Genomic DNA, 17439 nt, shown 5'->3' on the forward strand with positions numbered 1-17439 from the left:
GCGTGGGCGTGGCCCTGGCTGCCGTAGCCGATGACCGCGACCTTGCGGCCCTGGATGATGGACAGGTCGGCATCGTCGTCGTAGAACAGCTCGGCGGGCATGGTGGTTCTCCTTGATTCCTGGGACGTGAGAGTGTGCGGACGGGAATGCGGAAAGCTGTGTTCCGTGCGGGACGTGCTAGGCGCTCTGCGCGTCGGCCGCAGCCGTGGTGGCGGAGGACGGGGTCAGGCGGATCGGCCGGGTCTCGCGTGCGGAGCGGTCGGCCAGGGCCCGGGAGCCGCGGCCGATCGCGATCGCGCCGGACTGGACGAGTTCCTTGATGCCGAAGCCCGCGAGCATCCGGAGCATCGCGTCGAGCTTGTCGCCGGAGCCGGTCGCTTCGAGGGTGACGGCGTCGGGCGAGACGTCGACGGTTCTGGCCCGGAACAGTTCGGCGATCTGGACGATCTGGGCCCGGGTGCCGTTGCCGGCGCTCACCTTCACCAGGACCAGTTCGCGCTGGACGGCGGAGTCCGCCTCCAGCTCGACGATCTTGAGGACGTTGACCAGCTTGTTGAGCTGCTTGGTGACCTGTTCCAGGGCCAGTTGGTGATCGACCCTGACGACGACGGTGATCCGGGAGAGCTCGGGGTGTTCGGTGGTGCCGACCGCGAGCGAGTCGATGTTGAAGCCGCGGCGCGAGAACAGGGCGGCGACACGGGCCAGGATGCCGGGCGTGTCCTCGACCAGGACGGAGAGCGTGTGCTGGGACATGTCAGAGGGTCCTCTCAGTCGTCCGCGGAGTCGCCGAAGTCGGGGCGTACGTCGCGTGCGGCCATGATGTCGTCGTTGGAGGTGCCGGCAGGGACCATCGGCCACACCATGGCGTCCTGGTGGACGATGAAGTCCACCACGACGGGGCGGTCGTTGATCGCGTTGGCCTTGTCGATGATCGCGTCGAGCTCGTAGGGGTTCTCGCAGCGCAGGCCCACACAGCCCATCGCCTCGGAGAGCTGTACGAAGTCCGGGACCCGGGTGCCCCGGTTGGTGTCGGATCCCACTCCGCGGGTCGAGCCGGTGTCCGCGTTGGTGGCGCCGTCGTGCAGCACCGTGTTGGAGAACCGTGCCCCGTAGAACAGGTTCTGCCACTGGCGGACCATCCCGAGCGCGCCGTTGTTGATGATCGCGACCTTGATCGGGATGTTGTTGAGCGCGCAGGTGGTGAGTTCCTGGTTGGTCATCTGGAAGCAGCCGTCGCCGTCGATCGCCCAGACCGTGCGCTCGGGGCGTCCGGCCTTGGCACCCATCGCGGCCGGGACCGCGTACCCCATCGTTCCGGCGCCGCCCGAGTTGAACCAGGTGCCCGGCTCCTCGTGCGGGAGGAACTGCGCCGCCCACATCTGGTGCTGCCCCACACCGGAGGCGAACAGCGTTCCCTGTGGCGCGAGTCGGCCGATCCGCTCGATGACCTGCTGGGGGGAGAGCAGCCCCGGGTCCGCGGGGAGTTCGTAGCCGCGCGGGTAGGTGGTGCGCCACTGGTCCAGCTCCCGCCACCAGGCGGTGTAGTCGGCGGCACGGCCGTCCTCCCGTTCGGCGCGCACGGCGTCGGACAGGGCGAGGAGGACCTCGCGGGCGTCCCCGACGATGGGTACGTCGGCGAGCCGGTTCTTGGAGATCTCCGCCGGGTCGATGTCGGCGTGGACGACCTTGGCGTGCGGGGCGAAGCCGTCCAGCCTGCCGGTGACCCGGTCGTCGAACCGGGCGCCCAGGGCCACGATCAGATCGGCCTTCTGGAGTGCGGCGACCGCCGCGACGTCCCCGTGCATGCCGGGCATGCCCACGTGCTGCGGGTGACTGCCGGGGAAGGCGCCCAGCGCCATCAGGGTGGTCACCACGGGCGCCCCGGTCAGCTCGGCCAGGGTGCGCAGCTCGTCCGTGGCCCGTGCCTTGAGCACACCGCCGCCGACGTACAGCACCGGGCGGCTCGACGTGCTGATCAGGCGGGCCGCCTCGCGGATCTGCTTGGCGTGCGGCTTGGTGACCGGACGGTAGCCGGGCAGGTCCGTCCGGGTCGGCCACCGGAAGGTGGTGGCCGCCTGCAGGGCGTCCTTGGTGATGTCGATGAGTACCGGTCCGGGGCGGCCGGTCGAGGCGATGCGGAACGCCTCGGCGACCGTGCGCGGGATGTCGTCGGCGTTGGTGACGAGGAAGTTGTGCTTGGTGACCGGCATGGTGATGCCGACGATGTCGGCCTCCTGGAAGGCGTCCGTGCCGATCGCCTTGGAGGGGACCTGGCCGGTGATCGCGACCAGCGGCACCGAGTCCATGTACGCGTCCGCGATCGGCGTCACCAGATTGGTGGCGCCGGGACCCGAGGTCGCCATGCACACCCCCACCTTGCCGGTGGCCTGCGCGTAGCCGGTGGCCGCGTGCCCGGCGCCCTGCTCGTGGCGGACCAGCACATGACGGACCCGGGCCGAGTCCATCATCGGGTCGTAGGCGGGCAGGATCGAGCCGCCGGGAATGCCGAACACGGTTTCCACGCCGGCCTCTTCGAGCGAGCGGATGAGCGACTGGGCACCCGTCATGCACTCGGCGCCGGTGTCCGGCTGCCCGGCGGTGCGGGGCCGTGTGTGCGGGAGGAGGGCCGCGGGGGCCTGCTTCACAGCGTTTGACATCGTCAGTTCCAAAAGTCCGTAGGAGTGTTGGCGAGGACGTATCGGTGATCGGCAGCCGCGGCGGGAGCGGCCGGGTGGTGCGTGCCCGCCGCCGGGTGATCACCGCAACGGTGCACCCGGCGGACCTGGGGAGGGGTCAGGGCGGAGTTCTTGCCGTCTGCAGGGCGTCGCAGGTGTGCCGTACGACGTCCAGGCCGGCGAGCCTCCTGACGAGCGGCCCGTCCACGGTGAGCTCGCCGCGGACCGCCACCGCCGCCGCGTAGCCGCGGTCCACCGGGACGTCCAGGAGGGTCCAGCCGGACGGCGGGTACGGGCCCTCGGGTCGTCCCGAGCCGACGTAGTCGAGAGCGGGGTCGCGGCCGAGGCCCGTGCCGAGGCCCTTGAGGTAGGCCTCCTTGCGGGTCCACAGTCTGGCGAGGGCCCGGGGCCGGGCCGGCGGGCTCAGGGCCGCCAGCTCGGCCTGCTCGTCCACGTGCAGCATCGCGGCGAGGTCGGCGGTGCCCTCCTCGTCCGGCACCAGTTCCACGTCTACCCCGATGGGGGCCGCCGCGGTTCCGACGACGGCGAGATCGCCTCGGTGGGACAGCGAGAAGAACAGCCGGTCGTCGGCGTCGAGCACGGTGGGCCGGCCGTGCGGTCCGCCGCAGCAGGGGCAGGTGTCCCGGCCGAGGTGGACCTCCTCGGGGCGCAGGCTCAGGTACGAGCCGAGCAGCCGGCGAAGGGCGACATGCGCGGCCGTGAACCGGGTTCGGTCGGCGGCGTGCATGAGCGTGGCGGCACGTTGACGCTCGGTCGCGTCGAGTACCTGTTCGTCCAGGATGCCGATGGGGACATCCGAGACCCGCAGGAGCCAGAGATCGAGCGAGCCAGGGGGTGGCAGCTCACGAACGACCCACGGCAGGGTTTGTTCCACGGGGTCTCTCCTGTTCGTACGAGAGTGACAGGCGAGTCGGGTCTCACGGCGCGGCCGGCGCGACCGGGAGGTCCCGCCTTCGGCGCAGTGGACCGATCAGGAGGAGCAGCGGGGTCAGGGCGAGTCCCGCGGTGAGCAGCCACAGGGTGGGCCGCAGTCCGAGGGCGGTGCCGAGGATCCCGCCGAGCAGCGAACCGAAGGGAATGGCGCCGAAGTTCGCGACGGAGACACTGGCCGAGACGCGGCCGAGCAGCTGGGGCGGACAGTAGCGCTGGCGGAACGCCCCCTGGATCACGTTGGCGAGCACGACGCCGAGCGAGAGGACCGCGCTGCCGACCACCAGTGCCGACAGCGTCCAGTCCGTCCCCGTCAGCGGGATGAGCAGGGCGAACGGTGCGCTGGCGATCGTGGCGACCAGCAGTCCGCGGGCCGATCCGAACCGTGCGATCAGGCGTTTCGCGGTGGTGGCCCCGAGGATCCCGCCGATACTGCTCGACGCGAGGAGCCAGCCGGTGGCGCCTTCGGGCACCCTGAGCTCACGGATGATGAAGACCGGCAGGATCGCCGCCTCGGCCGTCAGCAGCAGGTTGGTTGCGGTGCCGTACAGGGTGAGGACGCGCAGGTACGGGTCCTTGAAGGTGTACTGCACCCCCTCCTTGATGTCCTGCCGCAGGGCCGGGCGTTCCCCGGTCTTCTCCGGGAACGGCTCCTTGCTCCGGATGCCGAGCAGGCACAGCGCGGAGACGAGGAACGTCGCCGAGTTGACGAGGAGACCGGAGGCGGCGCCGAACGCCTGGGCCAGCAGGCCACCGCCGCCCAGCCCGGCGACCTGGGCCACCGATTCACTGCCCTGGAGCTTGGCGTTGGCCTCCTGGAGGTCCTCGGGTCCGACGATGGAGGGCAGATAGACCTTGTACGAGATCCCGAAGAACACCGCGGCGAACCCGTTGATCAGTGCCACGGCCATCAGCTGGGTCATCGTCAGGACACCGAGCCAGCCGGCCACCGGAACGCTGGCCAGGAGCACGAGCGGGACCAGGTTGCAGATCAGCATGATCGGCCGACGCCGCATCCGGTCCACCCAGGCACCGGCGGGCAGGCCGATGAGCAGCCAGGGCAGCCAGGGGGCGGCTGCCAGCACGCTCACCCAGAAGGTGCTCGCGTCGAGCGTCACCACGGCCACCAGGGGCATGGCGACCCCGGTGATGTTGATGCCGACGCGGTTGGTCGTCTCGCCGAGCCAGAGCAGCCGGAAGTCGTGGTGGCCGAGCAGTCCGCTGCGCGGCGGACGCTCCTGTGCCGTGCCCGGAGGGCGTTCGCTCAGGCGGGCCGACATGACGTCACCGCCTCGGTCACGGTCCGCGACAGCAGCGCCGCTCCGTCGGACCAGCGGGTGCGCCGGCCGGTCAGTTCGGTCTTGAGCTCGTCGCGCAGGGCGCCGAGGGCGTGTATTCCGTCGGCCGTGGAACCGGGTCCGCCGCCGTGGGCGCACGCCGCGGCCACCCGGTCGGGGGCCAGCCCGCCGTCGTCGACGGCGGCGAAGCGGGCCGCGTCCACCAGCGACCGGCCGGCTTCCAGGGCACCGAGCACGGTCTCGCCGACCAGATGGTGTGCGGCCCGGAACGGCGTTCCGTCCAGGACGAGCCGCTCCGCGAGGTACGTGGCGGAGGTGAAGCCGTCCACGGCCCGGTCCGTCATGCGTTCGCGTTCCGGTTCCGTGCCCGCCACCACCAGGCTCAGCAGCGTCACCGCGTCGGTGGTGCTGCTCAGTCCGGGCCAGAGGTGCCGTACGGCCTCGGTGCCCACCGCGATGGCGTTGGTGTAGCCGCCGGTGGTCATCGCGGACGCCGCGCCGACGAAGGCGCCGAGGCTCGCGGTGGACCTGCCCTGGATGTGTTCGAGCAGGAAGGGGTTGCGTTTCTGCGGCATCATCGAGCTGGAGCCGACGAGGGTGTCGCCGACCCGCAGCAGCCCGAACTCCTCGGAGGTCCAGGTGCTCAGGTCCCGTCCGGCGCGGGCCAGCGCGACGCCGAGGACGGCGGAGGCGGAGAGCAGGTCGAGGACGAAGTCCCGGGAGGCCACCGCGTCGACCGAGTTGGGCGCGGCGGAGTCGAAGCCGAGGAGTTCGGCGGTGCGGCGGGGGTCGATGGGGACGGAGGTCCCGCCGATCGCGCCGGCGCCCAGGGGGTTGACGTCGATCTGGCGTCCGGCGTCCAGCAGCGACCGGTACGCGCGCAGCACCGCGCCGGCGACACCGGCGAGGTAGTGGCCGTAGCTGATCGGTACGGCCGGCTGGCCGTGGGTGTACGCGGGCATGATCACGTCCCGGTACTCCTCGGCCTTCGCCAGGAGCACCCCCGCCAGCCGGTCGACCGCGTCGAGCAGGGCCAGATAGGGGCCGCGCGTCTTCAGCCGGGTGGTGGTGGCGTTGAGGTCGTTGCGCGAGCGGCCGGTGTGCAGGATGCCGCCGGTCCCGTCGCCGAGCCGCTCGATGAGGTGTCCCTCGTACGCCAGGTAGACGCCGCGCGGCATCGGGGTGGCCCTGACCGGGGCGAAGTCCTGGCCGCGCAGTTCCTCGATGGTGCTCAGCAGGGCCGCGGCCCGGTCCGCGTCCACGATCCCGCGTTCGGTGAGCATGATCAGGTGGGCCCGGTCGACCTCGCTGATGCAGCGCAGTTCCTCGCCCAGCCCGTCCGTGGTGTCCGGCAGGTACTGGTCGTAGACGATGCGGTGCGCCTCGGCGTCGAGCGCGGCCTTGAGCCGGCCGGTGTCGACGCCGTGCGCTGTCGCTGCGGTCATGCGAATGCCTCCTCTGTGTGCAGGTCCGCGTAGGACACGGCCTCGCCGAGCAGGGCCACGGCCCGGTCGGCCGCCTCGGCCGCCCGGACCGAGCGGTCGGCGACGGCGATGGCGTGGCCGACACGGCCCCGGAAGTCCTCGGCGGGGCCGACGGGTTCGCCGGGGGCGCGGTAGAGCACCGCCTCGACGGTGCCCGGTACGGTGCGGGCGCGGGCCACGGCTTTCGCGAGTGCGACGGATCGGGCGAGGATGCCGTCCTGTTCCGCGGTGAGGAAGCGGATCGAGGCGCGGGCGTATCCGGAGCGTTCCAGCTCGGGAGCGGTGCCGAGGGCGGCCAGCACCTGGGCGCGCACCAGGTCGATCCCGCAGGCCCTGCGGACCAGTTCGGGGATCATGCCGCCGGCGAGCCGGGGGTTGACCTCGATGACCTCGGCGGTCCGGGGTCCGGTCAGGCGCAGTTCGACGTGGGCGGCTCCCCAGCCGAGGCCGAGGGCCCGCACCGCGCGTACCGCGGACTCGCGCAGCGCGATCTCCTGTTCGCCGGGCAGTGCGGCCGGCACGTCGTGGCCGATCTCGACGAAGGACGGCAGCGCGCCGACGTGCTTGGCGACGGTGACGACGGCGTCGGTGCCGAATACCTCGACGGAGAACTCCGGCCCTGTCAGGTACTCCTCGACCAGGATCCGGCCGGGTGAGGCGATGCCCCGCTCGTTCACGGTGGCCGCCAGCAGTGTCCCGGCGTGCTCGGCGACCTCGTCGAGGTCCGCGCAGAGCCGTACGCCCAGACTTCCCGAGCCCTGGACCGGTTTGACCACCACGGGCAGTCCGATGGAGCGGGCCGCGGCCAGTGCGTCGGCGACCTCGGAGACGACGGCGAAGTCCGGTGATCCGACGCCCACGTCGACGAGCTTCCTGCGCTGTTCGGCCTTGTCCCGGCAGGCCCGCACGGCCTCGGCCGCCGGGCCGGGCAGCCCGAGCCGGTACGCCAGTGCGGCGGCGGTCGGTACGTAGTACTCGGAGCTGGTCAGGACGCCCGCGATGGTGGCTTCGTCCTCCAGGACGCGGACGGCCGCCCACAGCGCGGCCTCGTCGGAGGTGTCCACGACGACGGTCCGCAGCCGGTCCTCGGCGGCGTACGGGTAGCGGCCCGGGTCGGCGCAGAGCAGCACGGGCACCACGCCCAGCTCGGCCGCACGCCGCGCGAACAGCCGTCCCGTGCCGGTGGTGTTGCTCTCCACCAGGAGCAGCAGGCGCTCGCTCATGAGCCGACCACCGGCAGCACCACGTCGTCGAAGCCGCGGCGGGCCCACAGCAGCCGGGACCAGGCGGCGGGGGCGTCCAGCGGGTGCTCGACGGTGACCGGGCCGTCGACGGCGGGGGCGGGGACGATCCCCTGCTCGCCCAGCCAGGCGTCGTTGTAGACGGTGGACTGGTAGCGGTAGCCCTCGTCCGGGAGCACCATCACAACGGTGCTGTCCGGGTTCTGCGCGGCCCACCACGAAGCGACCTGGAAGGACGCGCCGCTGGTCGGGCCCATGAACAGGCCGTGTGCGCGGTAGAGCTCGTGGGTGGCGTGGAACGCCTCGGGGGCCGTCACCCAGTGGACCTCGTCGTACGCCGCGTGCTTGACGTTGCCCGGGTGGATGCTGCTGCCGAGTCCGCGCAGCATGCGCGGTCCGTCCGGGCTGCCGAAGATGATGCTGCCCTGGGTGTCCACGCCGACCAGGTGCAGGGCCGGGCCGGTCTGCCGCAGCGCGGCGGCGAGTCCGCCGGTGGAGCCGCCCGAACCCACCGGGCCCACCAGGCAGTCCACGGCGCCGACGGTGTCGCCGATCAGGTCGGCGACGACGCCGTACGCGCCGGGGTTGTCGGGGTTGTCGTACTGGCCGGGGACGAAGGCGTCCGGGTACTGCCTGCGCAGTTCGGCGACGCGGGCGAGGCGGGCGCCCTGGATGCCGCCGGCCTGGCCGGTGTGCTCGACGATCTCCACCGTCGTACCGAGCATTTCGAGCCGGGTGCGCAGGTCCCGGTCGATCGCCGAGTCGCCGACGATGGTCAGCGGGTAGCCGCGCAGGCGGCAGACCATGGCCAGGCCCAGGGCGAAGGTGCCCGAGGAGGTCTCGATGATCCGGGTGCCGGGGGAGATCAGGCCGGCGGCCTCGGCGCGGTCGAGTATGTAGCGGGCGGGCAGCAGCTTCATCAGGCTGAAGGCCGCCGCGTAGAGGTTGTCGGTCACCTTGATGATGCGTGGCAGCTCCGTGGCCTCCACGATCGAGGAGTGAGCCTTGGGCAGAGTCGTCGTCGTCATGTCAGTCACCCGTTGTGTAGTTCCACTGCTCGTGAATTCCGAGCTCTTGCAGGAGGTCCTGGGCCAGGTCGGTCCGCGCCTCGACCTCGGGGTCGTCCCGGTCGAAGAGAAGGCCCGCGATGTCCCCGCTGTGCGCCGCCTGTACCCCGACGGCTCCGGTGGTCCGCGCGATGTCCCGGATACGGTCGAGGTCCGGGATCGGCAGATGACGCTGATTGATCTCCGTGCTGGCCGTGGCCACCGAGCCCAGCAGGGCCACGTCCTTCATCTGGATGGCCTCCCGGAGCATCGCCTGCAGCCGGGTGAAGAGGTCGATCTCGTCCTGCCCGTAGCGGGCCGGTGAGAGGGCCAGGGTGTCCACGCCCCGGCCGCCGCCCTCGGGGCGTGAGCCGAAGCCGAGGACCCGCATGGCAGGCATCCGGTAGCCGAAGTCCTCGATCACCGTGCCCTCGCGCTGGGCGAACAGGACGGTGGACTCCTCGAACATCAGGGAGTCGGACGCGGTCTCGGCGCGTACCGCGATCCGGGCCACTTCCTGCGGCGGCAGCGGGCTGACGAACGCGTCCTTCACCGCCCAGATGGCCGCGAGCACATCGCTCGTGGACGAGCCGAAGCCCCGGCACAGCGGTACGTCGCCGGTGAGGTCCAGATGACCGCCCGCCGGCTCGGCGCCCGGCGGTGTCACGGCGCGGACCGCGAGTTCGGCCGCGCGCCGCGCCTTGCCCTTCCATTCCGGTGTGACGGTGACCTCGTCACCGGGAGCGGGTATGAACGTCGCGCGAGTCGCGTGAATGGTGCAGGGAAGAGTGACGAGACCTCGGGTGAGCCCGCCGTCACCGGGGAACACGCCTTGCAGGATCTCGCCGTGGTGGACGGGGGCTGAAGCTACCCCGACACGCCAGCCGGAATGATCAACCATTTCCTTGACTTTCTGTTGCCGGGAGCCGTGGCCTGCGGATGGCTTCACGCTATGCAGGCCACCACCCGCCGCCCGGCGGCATGAGCGGCAGCACGCGGGCAATTCGGGGTGCCGGAGCAGGCGGTGGCGCACGCGAAGGTGCCCGGGTCCGCCGCAGTGGCGGGCCCGGGCACCTGTGTGACGCCGGATCAGTGACGCGCTCCTCGCAACTCCTCGGCCAGTACCTTGCCGATCTCGCGCAGCGGCTCGGCCGTGGTCATGTCCCAGTGCTCGCAGTCGATGTCGTACTCCTCGACGCGGCCCCCGACATGGGGCGCCCAGGCGTCCGCGCCGTCCGTCGCGGCCGGGGTGCGGGCGGCGTTGAAGAACACCGCGTCGCCGCCGTACCGGCGCCGGGGAACGTACCGGTAGCGCATCTCCAGGTTGCCGGCCGTCGCGGCGACGACGGCGGCGGCCTGGGCGGGCTCCAGAGCACCCAGGATCGCGTCCTCGGCGCGCAGCACGGCGGCCAGTTCCTCCGGGTCCGGGGCGGTGTCGGCGCACCGTACGCCGATGTCGGCGCCGCGGCCGCCGAGCAGCGCGGTCAGCACCTCCCGGCCGGTGATGGCGGGTGGCCGGAATCCGTCGGGCAGCGGGTAGGAGTCGAGCAGTGCCAGCAGGGCCACTTCCTCGCCCTGCTCCTCCAGTCTGGCCGCGATCGCGTGCGCCACCAGACCGCCGAACGACCAGCCGAGCAGGTGGTACGGGCCGTGGGCCTGGACCGAGCGGATCTCGGCCACGTAGCCGTCCGCCATCTCCTCGATACCGGCCGGCCGGTCCGAGGGGCTGGTCAACTCCTTCGCCTGGAGCCCGATCAGCGGGCGTCGCCCGCCGATGTGCCGGAGCAGTCCGGCGTACGACCAGCTCATCCCGGAGACCGCGTGGACACAGAACAGCGGGGCCTCGGTGCCGGTTGCGGACGCGGCCCGGATGGGCAGCAGTGTCTCCATCGGGTCGCCGCCCGTGTTCGTGGCGATGTGTTCGGCGAGCAGCACGGGCGTCGGGTACTGGAACAGGTCCCGGATGGTGACGCGGGTGTCCCAGATGGAGCGGATCCGGCCGATCAGCCGGGTGGCGAGCAGGGAGTGGCCGCCGAGCTGGAAGAAGTGGTCGTCGATGGTGACCGAGGTCAGTCCCAGGACCTCCGCGAAGAGGCCGCACAGGACTTCTTCGGCCGGGGTGCGCGGCTCCCGGCCGCCGCCGGTGTCGGTCTGCTGCGGTTCGGGCAGCGCACGGCGGTCGAGCTTGCCGTTGACCGTCAGCGGCAGCGCCTCCATCGGCACGATCGTGGCCGGAACCATGTACTCGGGCAGGGCCGCGACCGCGTGCCGGCGCAGCTCGGCCAGGTCCGGACGGGTGCCTTCGGTGGGCACCACGTACGCCACCAGCCGTTTGTCACCGGGCCGGTCCTCGCGGATCAGCACCGCCACCTGGGCGAGGGAGGGGTGCCGCAGCAGCGCCGATTCGATCTCACCCGGCTCGATGCGGAAGCCCCGCAACTTGATCTGCTGGTCGGCCCGGCCGAAATACTCCAGCGCGCCGTCCTGGCTCCAGCGGGCCAGGTCGCCGGTGCGGTACATCCGGGAGCCGGGCGCACCGTGGGGGTCGGCGACGAATCGCTCCGCGCTCAGTGCGGGCTGTCCGATGTAGCCGTGGGCGAGGCCGTGACCGGCGACGTAGAGCTCACCGGGGACGCCGGGCGGCAGCAGCCGGAGGTTCTCGTCCAGGACGTAGGCGTGCTTGCCGGCGATCGGCCGTCCGATCGGGATGGCGGGTGCCGGACCGGTGAGGGTGTGGGTGGTGGTGAAGCCCATGCTCTCGGCCGGCCCGTAGCCGTTGACGAGGTGGAGATGGGGGTGGTCGGCCAGTGCCTTGGCGGTGTGGGCGGGCGAGGCCGCCTCACCGGCGGTCATGGCCTCCTTGATCCGGGAGAAGACCGCCGGGTGCTCGTCGAGCATGTGGTTGAACAGGCTCGCCGACATCTGCAGGGTGGTGATCCCGTGCCGTTCCACCAGCTCCGCGATCTGGTGCGGGTCGGTGTGCTGGCCGGGTTGCAGGACGCAGACACCGCCGTGCAGGAGGGGCCCGAAGACCTCCAGGGCGAAGGCGTCCCAGGACACCGGAGAGCTCTGCAGGTAGGTCTGTCCCGGGCCGAAGTCCAGGTAGTCGGGGCCGATGAAGGTGGCGGCCAGCGCCCGGTGCGAGGCCGCGACGCCCTTGGGCACTCCGGTGGACCCGGAGGTGAACATCACGCAGGCGATGGACTCCGGGTGCCCGCCCGTCTCCACCGGGGTGCCCGGCAGGGCGCTGATCGCGGGTATCTCCGCGGTCAGGTCGACGAGGGTGGCCGGGGTCGTCAGGGCCGTCAGATGGGCCTGGGTGACCAGTGCCGCCGGATCGGTCTGCCCGAGCACGGTGTTCAGCCGGTCGGCCGGGAACTGCGGGTCGAGCAGGGTGTATCCGGCGCCGGCCTTCAGGGCGGCGAGCAGGGTGGCGATCAGTTGCGGGGAGCGCTCCAGGTGGATGGCGACGATGCTGCCCGGGGTGACGCCGCGCGCGGTCAGGTGGCGGGCCAGCCGGTTGGACCAGATGTCCAGCTCCTGGTACGTGACCTGCTGTTCCTCGTGGACCAGCGCCACCTCGTGCGGGGTGCGGGCGGCCTGCGCCGTGAAGAGGGCGTCGAGCCCGAGGGCGGGCGCCGGCGACTGCGCGCCGCTCCACTCCCGCAGCTGCGCCCGCTCGTTCCCGGACACCAGCTCCAGCTCGGCGAGGGGCAGATCGGGGGTGGCGACGGCGCCGGTGAGGAGCCGGACCAGGCGGTCCGCGGTGGCCTCGATGGTGCGTGCGTCGTACAGGTCGGTGGTGTACTCGATCAGGATGTCGAGGCCGTCGGGCCGGCCGTCGGCGGCGCGGTTCTCGGCGAACGCGAAGGTGAGGTCGAACTTGGCGACGGAGACCGGTGGGAAGGCGAACTCGCCGTCCAGTCCGGCCAGTCGGGGAGCCTCGTTGCTGGTGTCGCCGACGGTGAGCATGACCTGGAAGAGCGGGTGCCGGGCGGTGGTGCGCTCGGGGTTGAGGGCTTCGACCAGCCGGTCGAACGGCAGGTCCTGGTGGGCCCAGGCAGCGAGGTCGGTCTCCCGGACCCGGGTGAGCAGCTCGCGGAAGCTCGGGTCGCCGCTGGTGTCGGTGCGCAGGACGAGGGTGTTGACGAAGAAGCCCACGAGGTCGTCGAGCTTCTGGTCGGTGCGGCCGGCGACGGGTGAGCCGAGCGGGATGTCGTGGCCGGCTCCGGACCGGGACAGCAGGGTCGCCACGGCCGCCTGGGCCACCATGAACAGGGTGGTCCCGGTGTCCTGGGCCAGCGACATCAGGGCGGTGTGCAGCTCGGCGGGGCAGTGCACGGCGTGTGTGCGGCCGCGGTTGGAGGCGACGGCGGGGCGGGCGTGGTCGGCGGGCAGTGTGGCCTCTTCCGGCAGCTCGGCGAGCACCCCGCGCCAGTGGTCGAGCTGGCGTTCCTCATCGCGTTCCAGGAGCCGTTGCTGCCAGAGGGAGTAGTCGGCGTACTGGACCGGCAGCGGCTCCCAGGCGGGGGCGGTGCCCTCGGTGCGGGCCTCGTAGGCGGTGGCCAGGTCGCGGAAGAGCGGTCCGTTGGACCAGCCGTCGGAAGCGATGTGGTGGATCACGAGCATGAGCACGTGATCCTCGGCCCCGATCCTCAGCAGCTGTGCCCGGTACGGGAGTTCGGCCGCCAGGTCGAAGGTCCGCCCGGCCTGCCCGGCGAGCCGCCCGGCGAGTTCCTCCTCGGTGGTGGTGATCAGAGGCAGGTCGACGTCGGCCGGCGGAAGGATGTACTGATGAGGGGTGCCCTCGTGGGCGGGGAAGACGGTGCGCAGGCCTTCGTGGCGTGTGGTGAGGTCGGTGAGGGCGAGCTGGAGGGCCTGGTGGTCGAGTGCGCCCTTGAGGCGCAGGGCGAGCGGGATGTTGTAGGTGGCGGAGGGACCTTCCATCTGGTCGAGGAACCACAGCCGCTGCTGTGCGGAGGAAAGCGGGATGATGTCCGGCCGCTCCTCGGGCCTCAGTGCCGGCCGCCGTTCCCCGCTGCCCTCGGACGCGATCCGCTCGGCCAGCTGCGCGACGGTCGCGTACTGGAACAGGTCCCGGATGGTGATCGCGGTCTCCCACACGGCCCGGATGCGGCTGATGAGTCGGGTGGCGAGCAGGGAGTGGCCGCCGCGCCGGAAGAAGTGGTCGTCGATGGTGACCGACGGCAGCCCGAGCACGGCCGCGAAGAGGCCGCACAGGACTTCCTCGGCGGGTGTACGGGGCGGGCGGCCCCCGGTGTCGGTGCTCTGCCGGGGTACGGGCAGGGCGCGCCGGTCGACCTTGCCGTTGGTGGTGAGGGGGATCTCGTCGAGGACCACGAAGGCGGAGGGGACCATGTACTCCGGCAGTGCCCCGGCGATCTCGCGGTGCACCGCCTCGGTGTCGATGCGGGCGCCGTCGGCGGCGACGAGGTAGGCGGCGAGGCGCTTGTCGCCGGGCCGGTCCTCCCGGACCACCACGGTCGCCTGTCCCACACTCTCGTGGGCGGTCAACGCGCTCTCGATCTCGCCGAGTTCGATGCGGAAGCCGCGGAGCTTGACCTGCTGGTCGGCACGGCCGAGGTATTCGAGGGAACCTCCGTGGTTCCAGCGGACCAGGTCTCCGGTGCGGTACATCCGTGTGCCGGCCGGGCCGTACGGGTCCGCGACGAAGCGTTCCGCCGTCAGCGAGGCGCGGTTGAGGTAGCCCTGGGCCAGGCCGGTTCCCGCGATGTACAGCTCGCCCGGGGAGCCCGGCGGAACCAGCCGCAGGCCGTCGTCGAGTACGTAGAGCCGGTGGTTGTCCAGGGGCTCACCGATCGGGATGGCACCCGCGTAGTCCAGCGGGCGGTGGATGCGGTGGGTGGTGGCGAAGGTGGTGGTCTCCGTCGGCCCGTAACCATTGACGACCGTGATGTCCGGGCAGCGGTCCATGACACGGCGCACCGCCTCCGGCGGCACCACATCACCACCCGCCCACACCTCGTGGACTCCGGCGAAGGCCTCGGGTGCCTCCTCGGCCATGACGCGGAAGAGACCCGCGGTCATCCAGAGCGCGGTGATCCGGTGCTCGGACAGCAGCCGTTGGTAGTCGGCGGGGGCGAGATGACCGCGCGGCGCGACCACGACCGTGCGGCCGTTCAGCCACGGCACCCAGATCTCGTACGTCGAGGCGTCGAAGGCGGCGGGCGAGTGGAACAGCACGCGCCGGTGGCTGCCGTTCGCGTACATGGTCTGGGCCGCCAGGTCCGCGACGTTGCGGTGGGTCACCGCGACACCCTTCGGGACCCCTGTGGAGCCCGAGGTGAACATGGCGTAGACCGGCTGGTCGGGGTGGATGGTGTGTGCCGGAGCGGTGGCGGGCAGCAGGTCGAGTTCGGTGGTGTCGCCCAGCACGACGACCTGTGCGTCGCAGTCCAGGACGACCTGGTGGTCGGAGAGGGCCTGGTCGGTGAGCAGGACCGGTGCCCGGGTGTCGGCCAGGATCTGGACGAGCCGGCTGTCGGGGTCGGTGGTGTTCAGCGGGGCGTACACGGCACCGGCCTTGACCACGGCGAGCAGCGCGGTGAGCAGGTCGGACGAGCGCTCCATGAGCACGGCGACCACGTCGTGCCGCTGCACTCCGACGTTGATCAGGTGGTGGGCGAGCCGGTTGGTGACCTCGTCGAGTTCGGCGAAGGTCAGGTCGTGGTCCTCGTCCACCAGGGCTATCGCGTCCGGGGTGCGGGCGGCCTGCGCGGCGAACAGCTCCGCCAGGCTCATTTCGGAGGTGCCGGTGGCGGTACCGCTGCGCTCCTCCAGCAGCAGCCTCCGCTCGTGCTCGCCGAGCAGGTCGAGGACCGACAGCGGGGTGTCGGGCGAGGTGACCACGGCCTCCAGCAGCCGGTTCAGCCTCGCCATGAGGGCGTCGATGGTCCGGGCGTCGTACAGGTCGGTGGCGTACTCGATGGTGATGTCCAGGCCGTCCGGCCGGCCGTCGCGGGTGCGGTGCTCGGCGAAGCCGAAGGTCAGGTCGAACTTGGCGATCTGCAGGGCGCTGTACTCGGTACGGGCGTCGAGCCCCGGGAAGCCGATGAGGTCGGACCCGGCCTCGCCCATGGTGAGCATCACCTGGAAGAGCGGGTGGCGGGAGGCGGAGCGTTCGGGGTTCAGCACCTCGACCAGGCGGTCGAAGGGCAGGTCCTGGTTGTCCCAGGCCGCCAGGTCCGTCTTGCGGACCCGGGAGAGCAGGTCGCGGAAGCTCGGGTCGCCGCTCAGGTCCGTGCGCAGCACCAGCGTGTTGACGAAGAAGCCGACCAGTCCGTCGAGTGCCTCGTCGATGCGCCCCGACACCGGGGAGCCGATCGGGATGTCGGGTCCGGCTCCGGAGCGGGACAGGGCGGTCGCCACGGCGGCCTGGACGGCCATGAACAGTGTGGCGCCGGATTCCCGTGCGAGGTGGGTCAGACCGATGTGGAGCTCGGCCGGCAGGTGTACGTCGCAGGTGGCGCCCACATACGAGGCGGAGGCCGGGCGCGGTCGGTCGGCCGGCAGGGTGGCCTCCTCCGGCAGTTCGGCCAACGCCTTTCGCCAGAAGTCCAGTTGGCGGGCGCCGGCGCTGTCCGGGTCGTCGCCCTCGCCGAGCAGCTCCTGCTGCCAGAGGGTGTAGTCGGCGTACTGGACCGGCAGCGGCTCCCAGCCGGGCGAGATGCCCTGGGCGCGGGCCTCGTAGGCGGTGGCGAGGTCCTGGAGCAGGGGCGCGGTCGAGCCGCCGTCCGACACGATGTGGTGCATCACGATGAGCAGGACGTGTTCCTGCTCGCCCAGGGCGATCAGGCGTGCCCGGACGGGCAGGTCCACCGCGAGGTGGAAGACCTGGGCGGACTCCTCGGCGAGCACGGCCGGGAGCGTCGTGGCGTCGGCCGGGACGACCTCCAGTGCGAGCTCCACGTCCTCCTCGGCGAGGATGTGCTGGTACGGGGTTCCGTCCTGGTCGGGGAAGAGGGTACGCAGGCTCTCGTGTCTGCCGATCACGTCCAGGAGTGCCGACTGGAGTGCGGGGCGGTCGAGTTCACCGTTCAGCCGCACGGCGAGCGGGATGTTGTAGGTGGTGGACGGCCCTTCCATCTGCGCGATGAACCAGAGCCGCTGCTGGGCGAATGACAGGGGAATCACTTGGTCACTCCCATCCGGCGCATCGGCCGAAGTCTGGGCCGCGCGGCCTCGGCGCCGTCGAGCTTCTCGACGAGCGTGGCCACGATCGGGTTTTCGAAGAGGGTCGCCACGGAGAGCTCGACCCCGAGGACGGTGCGGATCCGGCCGGCGAGCCGGGTGGCGAGGAGCGAGTGCCCGCCGAGGTGGAAGAAGTGGTCGTCGATGGTGACCGACGGCAGTCCGAGGATCTCCGCGAAGAGACCGCACAGGACTTCTTCCTTGGCGGTGCGAGGTGCGCGCCCGGTGGGTTCGTTGTTGAACTGCGGGGCGGGCAGGGCGCGGCGGTCGACCTTGCCGTTGACGGTGAGGGGGATCTCGTCGAGGACGACGAAGGCGGACGGGACCATGTACTCGGGCAGCAGCCCGGACACCTGCCGCTGTACGTCCCCGGGTTCGATCCGGGCGCCTTCCTCGGCGGTGAGGTAGGCGACGAGGCGCTTGTCGCCGGGCCGGTCCTCGCGGACCACGACGGTGGCCTGCGCCACGCCCGGCCGTCCGGCCAGAACGGTCTCGATCTCGCCGGGTTCGAT

General features: G+C 71.6%; 11 protein-coding genes. All 11 read right to left on the reverse strand.

Features of this window, described 5'->3' with window-relative positions:
- Positions 1-101: hypothetical protein (locus ACWCPY_RS41445; RefSeq protein WP_350986285.1), on the reverse strand; the 101-nt coding region annotated here is incomplete at its 3' end.
- Positions 102-177: 76 nt separating this feature from the next.
- The gene (gene ilvN, locus ACWCPY_RS41450; protein WP_451274121.1) at positions 178-753 is read right to left on the reverse strand and encodes an acetolactate synthase small subunit; all 576 of its coding nucleotides are present in this window, start codon (positions 751-753) and stop codon (positions 178-180) included.
- A 14-nt stretch (positions 754-767) separates the two neighbouring features.
- A complete protein-coding gene (locus ACWCPY_RS41455; protein ID WP_451274123.1) occupies positions 768-2657 on the reverse strand; it encodes an acetolactate synthase large subunit in 1890 nt (629 codons plus the stop codon).
- A 136-nt stretch (positions 2658-2793) separates the two neighbouring features.
- The gene (locus ACWCPY_RS41460) at positions 2794-3570 is read right to left on the reverse strand and encodes a 4'-phosphopantetheinyl transferase family protein (protein ID WP_072488664.1); all 777 of its coding nucleotides are present in this window, start codon (positions 3568-3570) and stop codon (positions 2794-2796) included.
- A gap of 43 nt (positions 3571-3613) precedes the next feature.
- Positions 3614-4906, reverse strand: coding sequence for an MFS transporter (locus ACWCPY_RS41465; RefSeq protein WP_451274125.1), 1293 nt, complete (start codon positions 4904-4906; stop codon positions 3614-3616).
- Positions 4891-6369 (reverse strand): argininosuccinate lyase, encoded by a 1479-nt coding sequence (gene argH / locus ACWCPY_RS41470; RefSeq protein WP_451274127.1) that lies wholly within the window; start codon positions 6367-6369, stop codon positions 4891-4893. The genes ACWCPY_RS41465 and argH overlap by 16 nt, the downstream gene beginning before the upstream one ends.
- Positions 6366-7631 (reverse strand): ATP-grasp domain-containing protein, encoded by a 1266-nt coding sequence (locus tag ACWCPY_RS41475; RefSeq protein WP_451274129.1) that lies wholly within the window; start codon positions 7629-7631, stop codon positions 6366-6368. The genes argH and ACWCPY_RS41475 overlap by 4 nt, the downstream gene beginning before the upstream one ends.
- Positions 7628-8677 carry a PLP-dependent cysteine synthase family protein gene (locus tag ACWCPY_RS41480; protein WP_451274131.1) on the reverse strand — a complete coding sequence of 350 codons (1050 nt, stop codon included), beginning with the start codon at positions 8675-8677 and terminating at the stop codon, positions 7628-7630. Before ACWCPY_RS41480 ends, ACWCPY_RS41475 begins: the two co-directional genes overlap by 4 nt.
- Before the next feature lies 1 nt (position 8678).
- Complete coding sequence (locus tag ACWCPY_RS41485; RefSeq protein WP_451274133.1) at positions 8679-9596, reverse strand: GHMP family kinase ATP-binding protein; 918 nt, start codon at positions 9594-9596, stop codon at positions 8679-8681.
- 188 nt (positions 9597-9784) lie between these two features.
- Entirely contained in the window at positions 9785-16870 is a 7086-nt protein-coding gene (locus ACWCPY_RS41490; protein WP_451274135.1) for an amino acid adenylation domain-containing protein, read from the reverse strand.
- The coding region (locus ACWCPY_RS41495) for a phosphopantetheine-binding protein (protein WP_451274137.1) at positions 16867-17439 on the reverse strand (573 nt) is incomplete at its 5' end. The genes ACWCPY_RS41490 and ACWCPY_RS41495, both read right to left, overlap by 4 nt.

Source organism: Streptomyces sp. NPDC002403, from assembly GCF_053593015.1.

What these genes read in the sequence shown, in the direction of transcription:
- ilvN (WP_451274121.1), bottom strand. Translation starts at nt 753, where the DNA reads ATGTCCCAGCACACGCTCTCCGTCCTGGTCGAGGACACGCCCGGCATC.
- ACWCPY_RS41455 (WP_451274123.1), bottom strand. Translation starts at nt 2,657, where the DNA reads ATGTCAAACGCTGTGAAGCAGGCCCCCGCGGCCCTCCTCCCGCACACA.
- ACWCPY_RS41465 (WP_451274125.1), bottom strand. Translation starts at nt 4,906, where the DNA reads ATGTCGGCCCGCCTGAGCGAACGCCCTCCGGGCACGGCACAGGAGCGT.
- argH (WP_451274127.1), bottom strand. Translation starts at nt 6,369, where the DNA reads ATGACCGCAGCGACAGCGCACGGCGTCGACACCGGCCGGCTCAAGGCC.
- ACWCPY_RS41475 (WP_451274129.1), bottom strand. Translation starts at nt 7,631, where the DNA reads ATGAGCGAGCGCCTGCTGCTCCTGGTGGAGAGCAACACCACCGGCACG.
- ACWCPY_RS41480 (WP_451274131.1), bottom strand. Translation starts at nt 8,677, where the DNA reads ATGACGACGACGACTCTGCCCAAGGCTCACTCCTCGATCGTGGAGGCC.
- ACWCPY_RS41485 (WP_451274133.1), bottom strand. Translation starts at nt 9,596, where the DNA reads ATGGTTGATCATTCCGGCTGGCGTGTCGGGGTAGCTTCAGCCCCCGTC.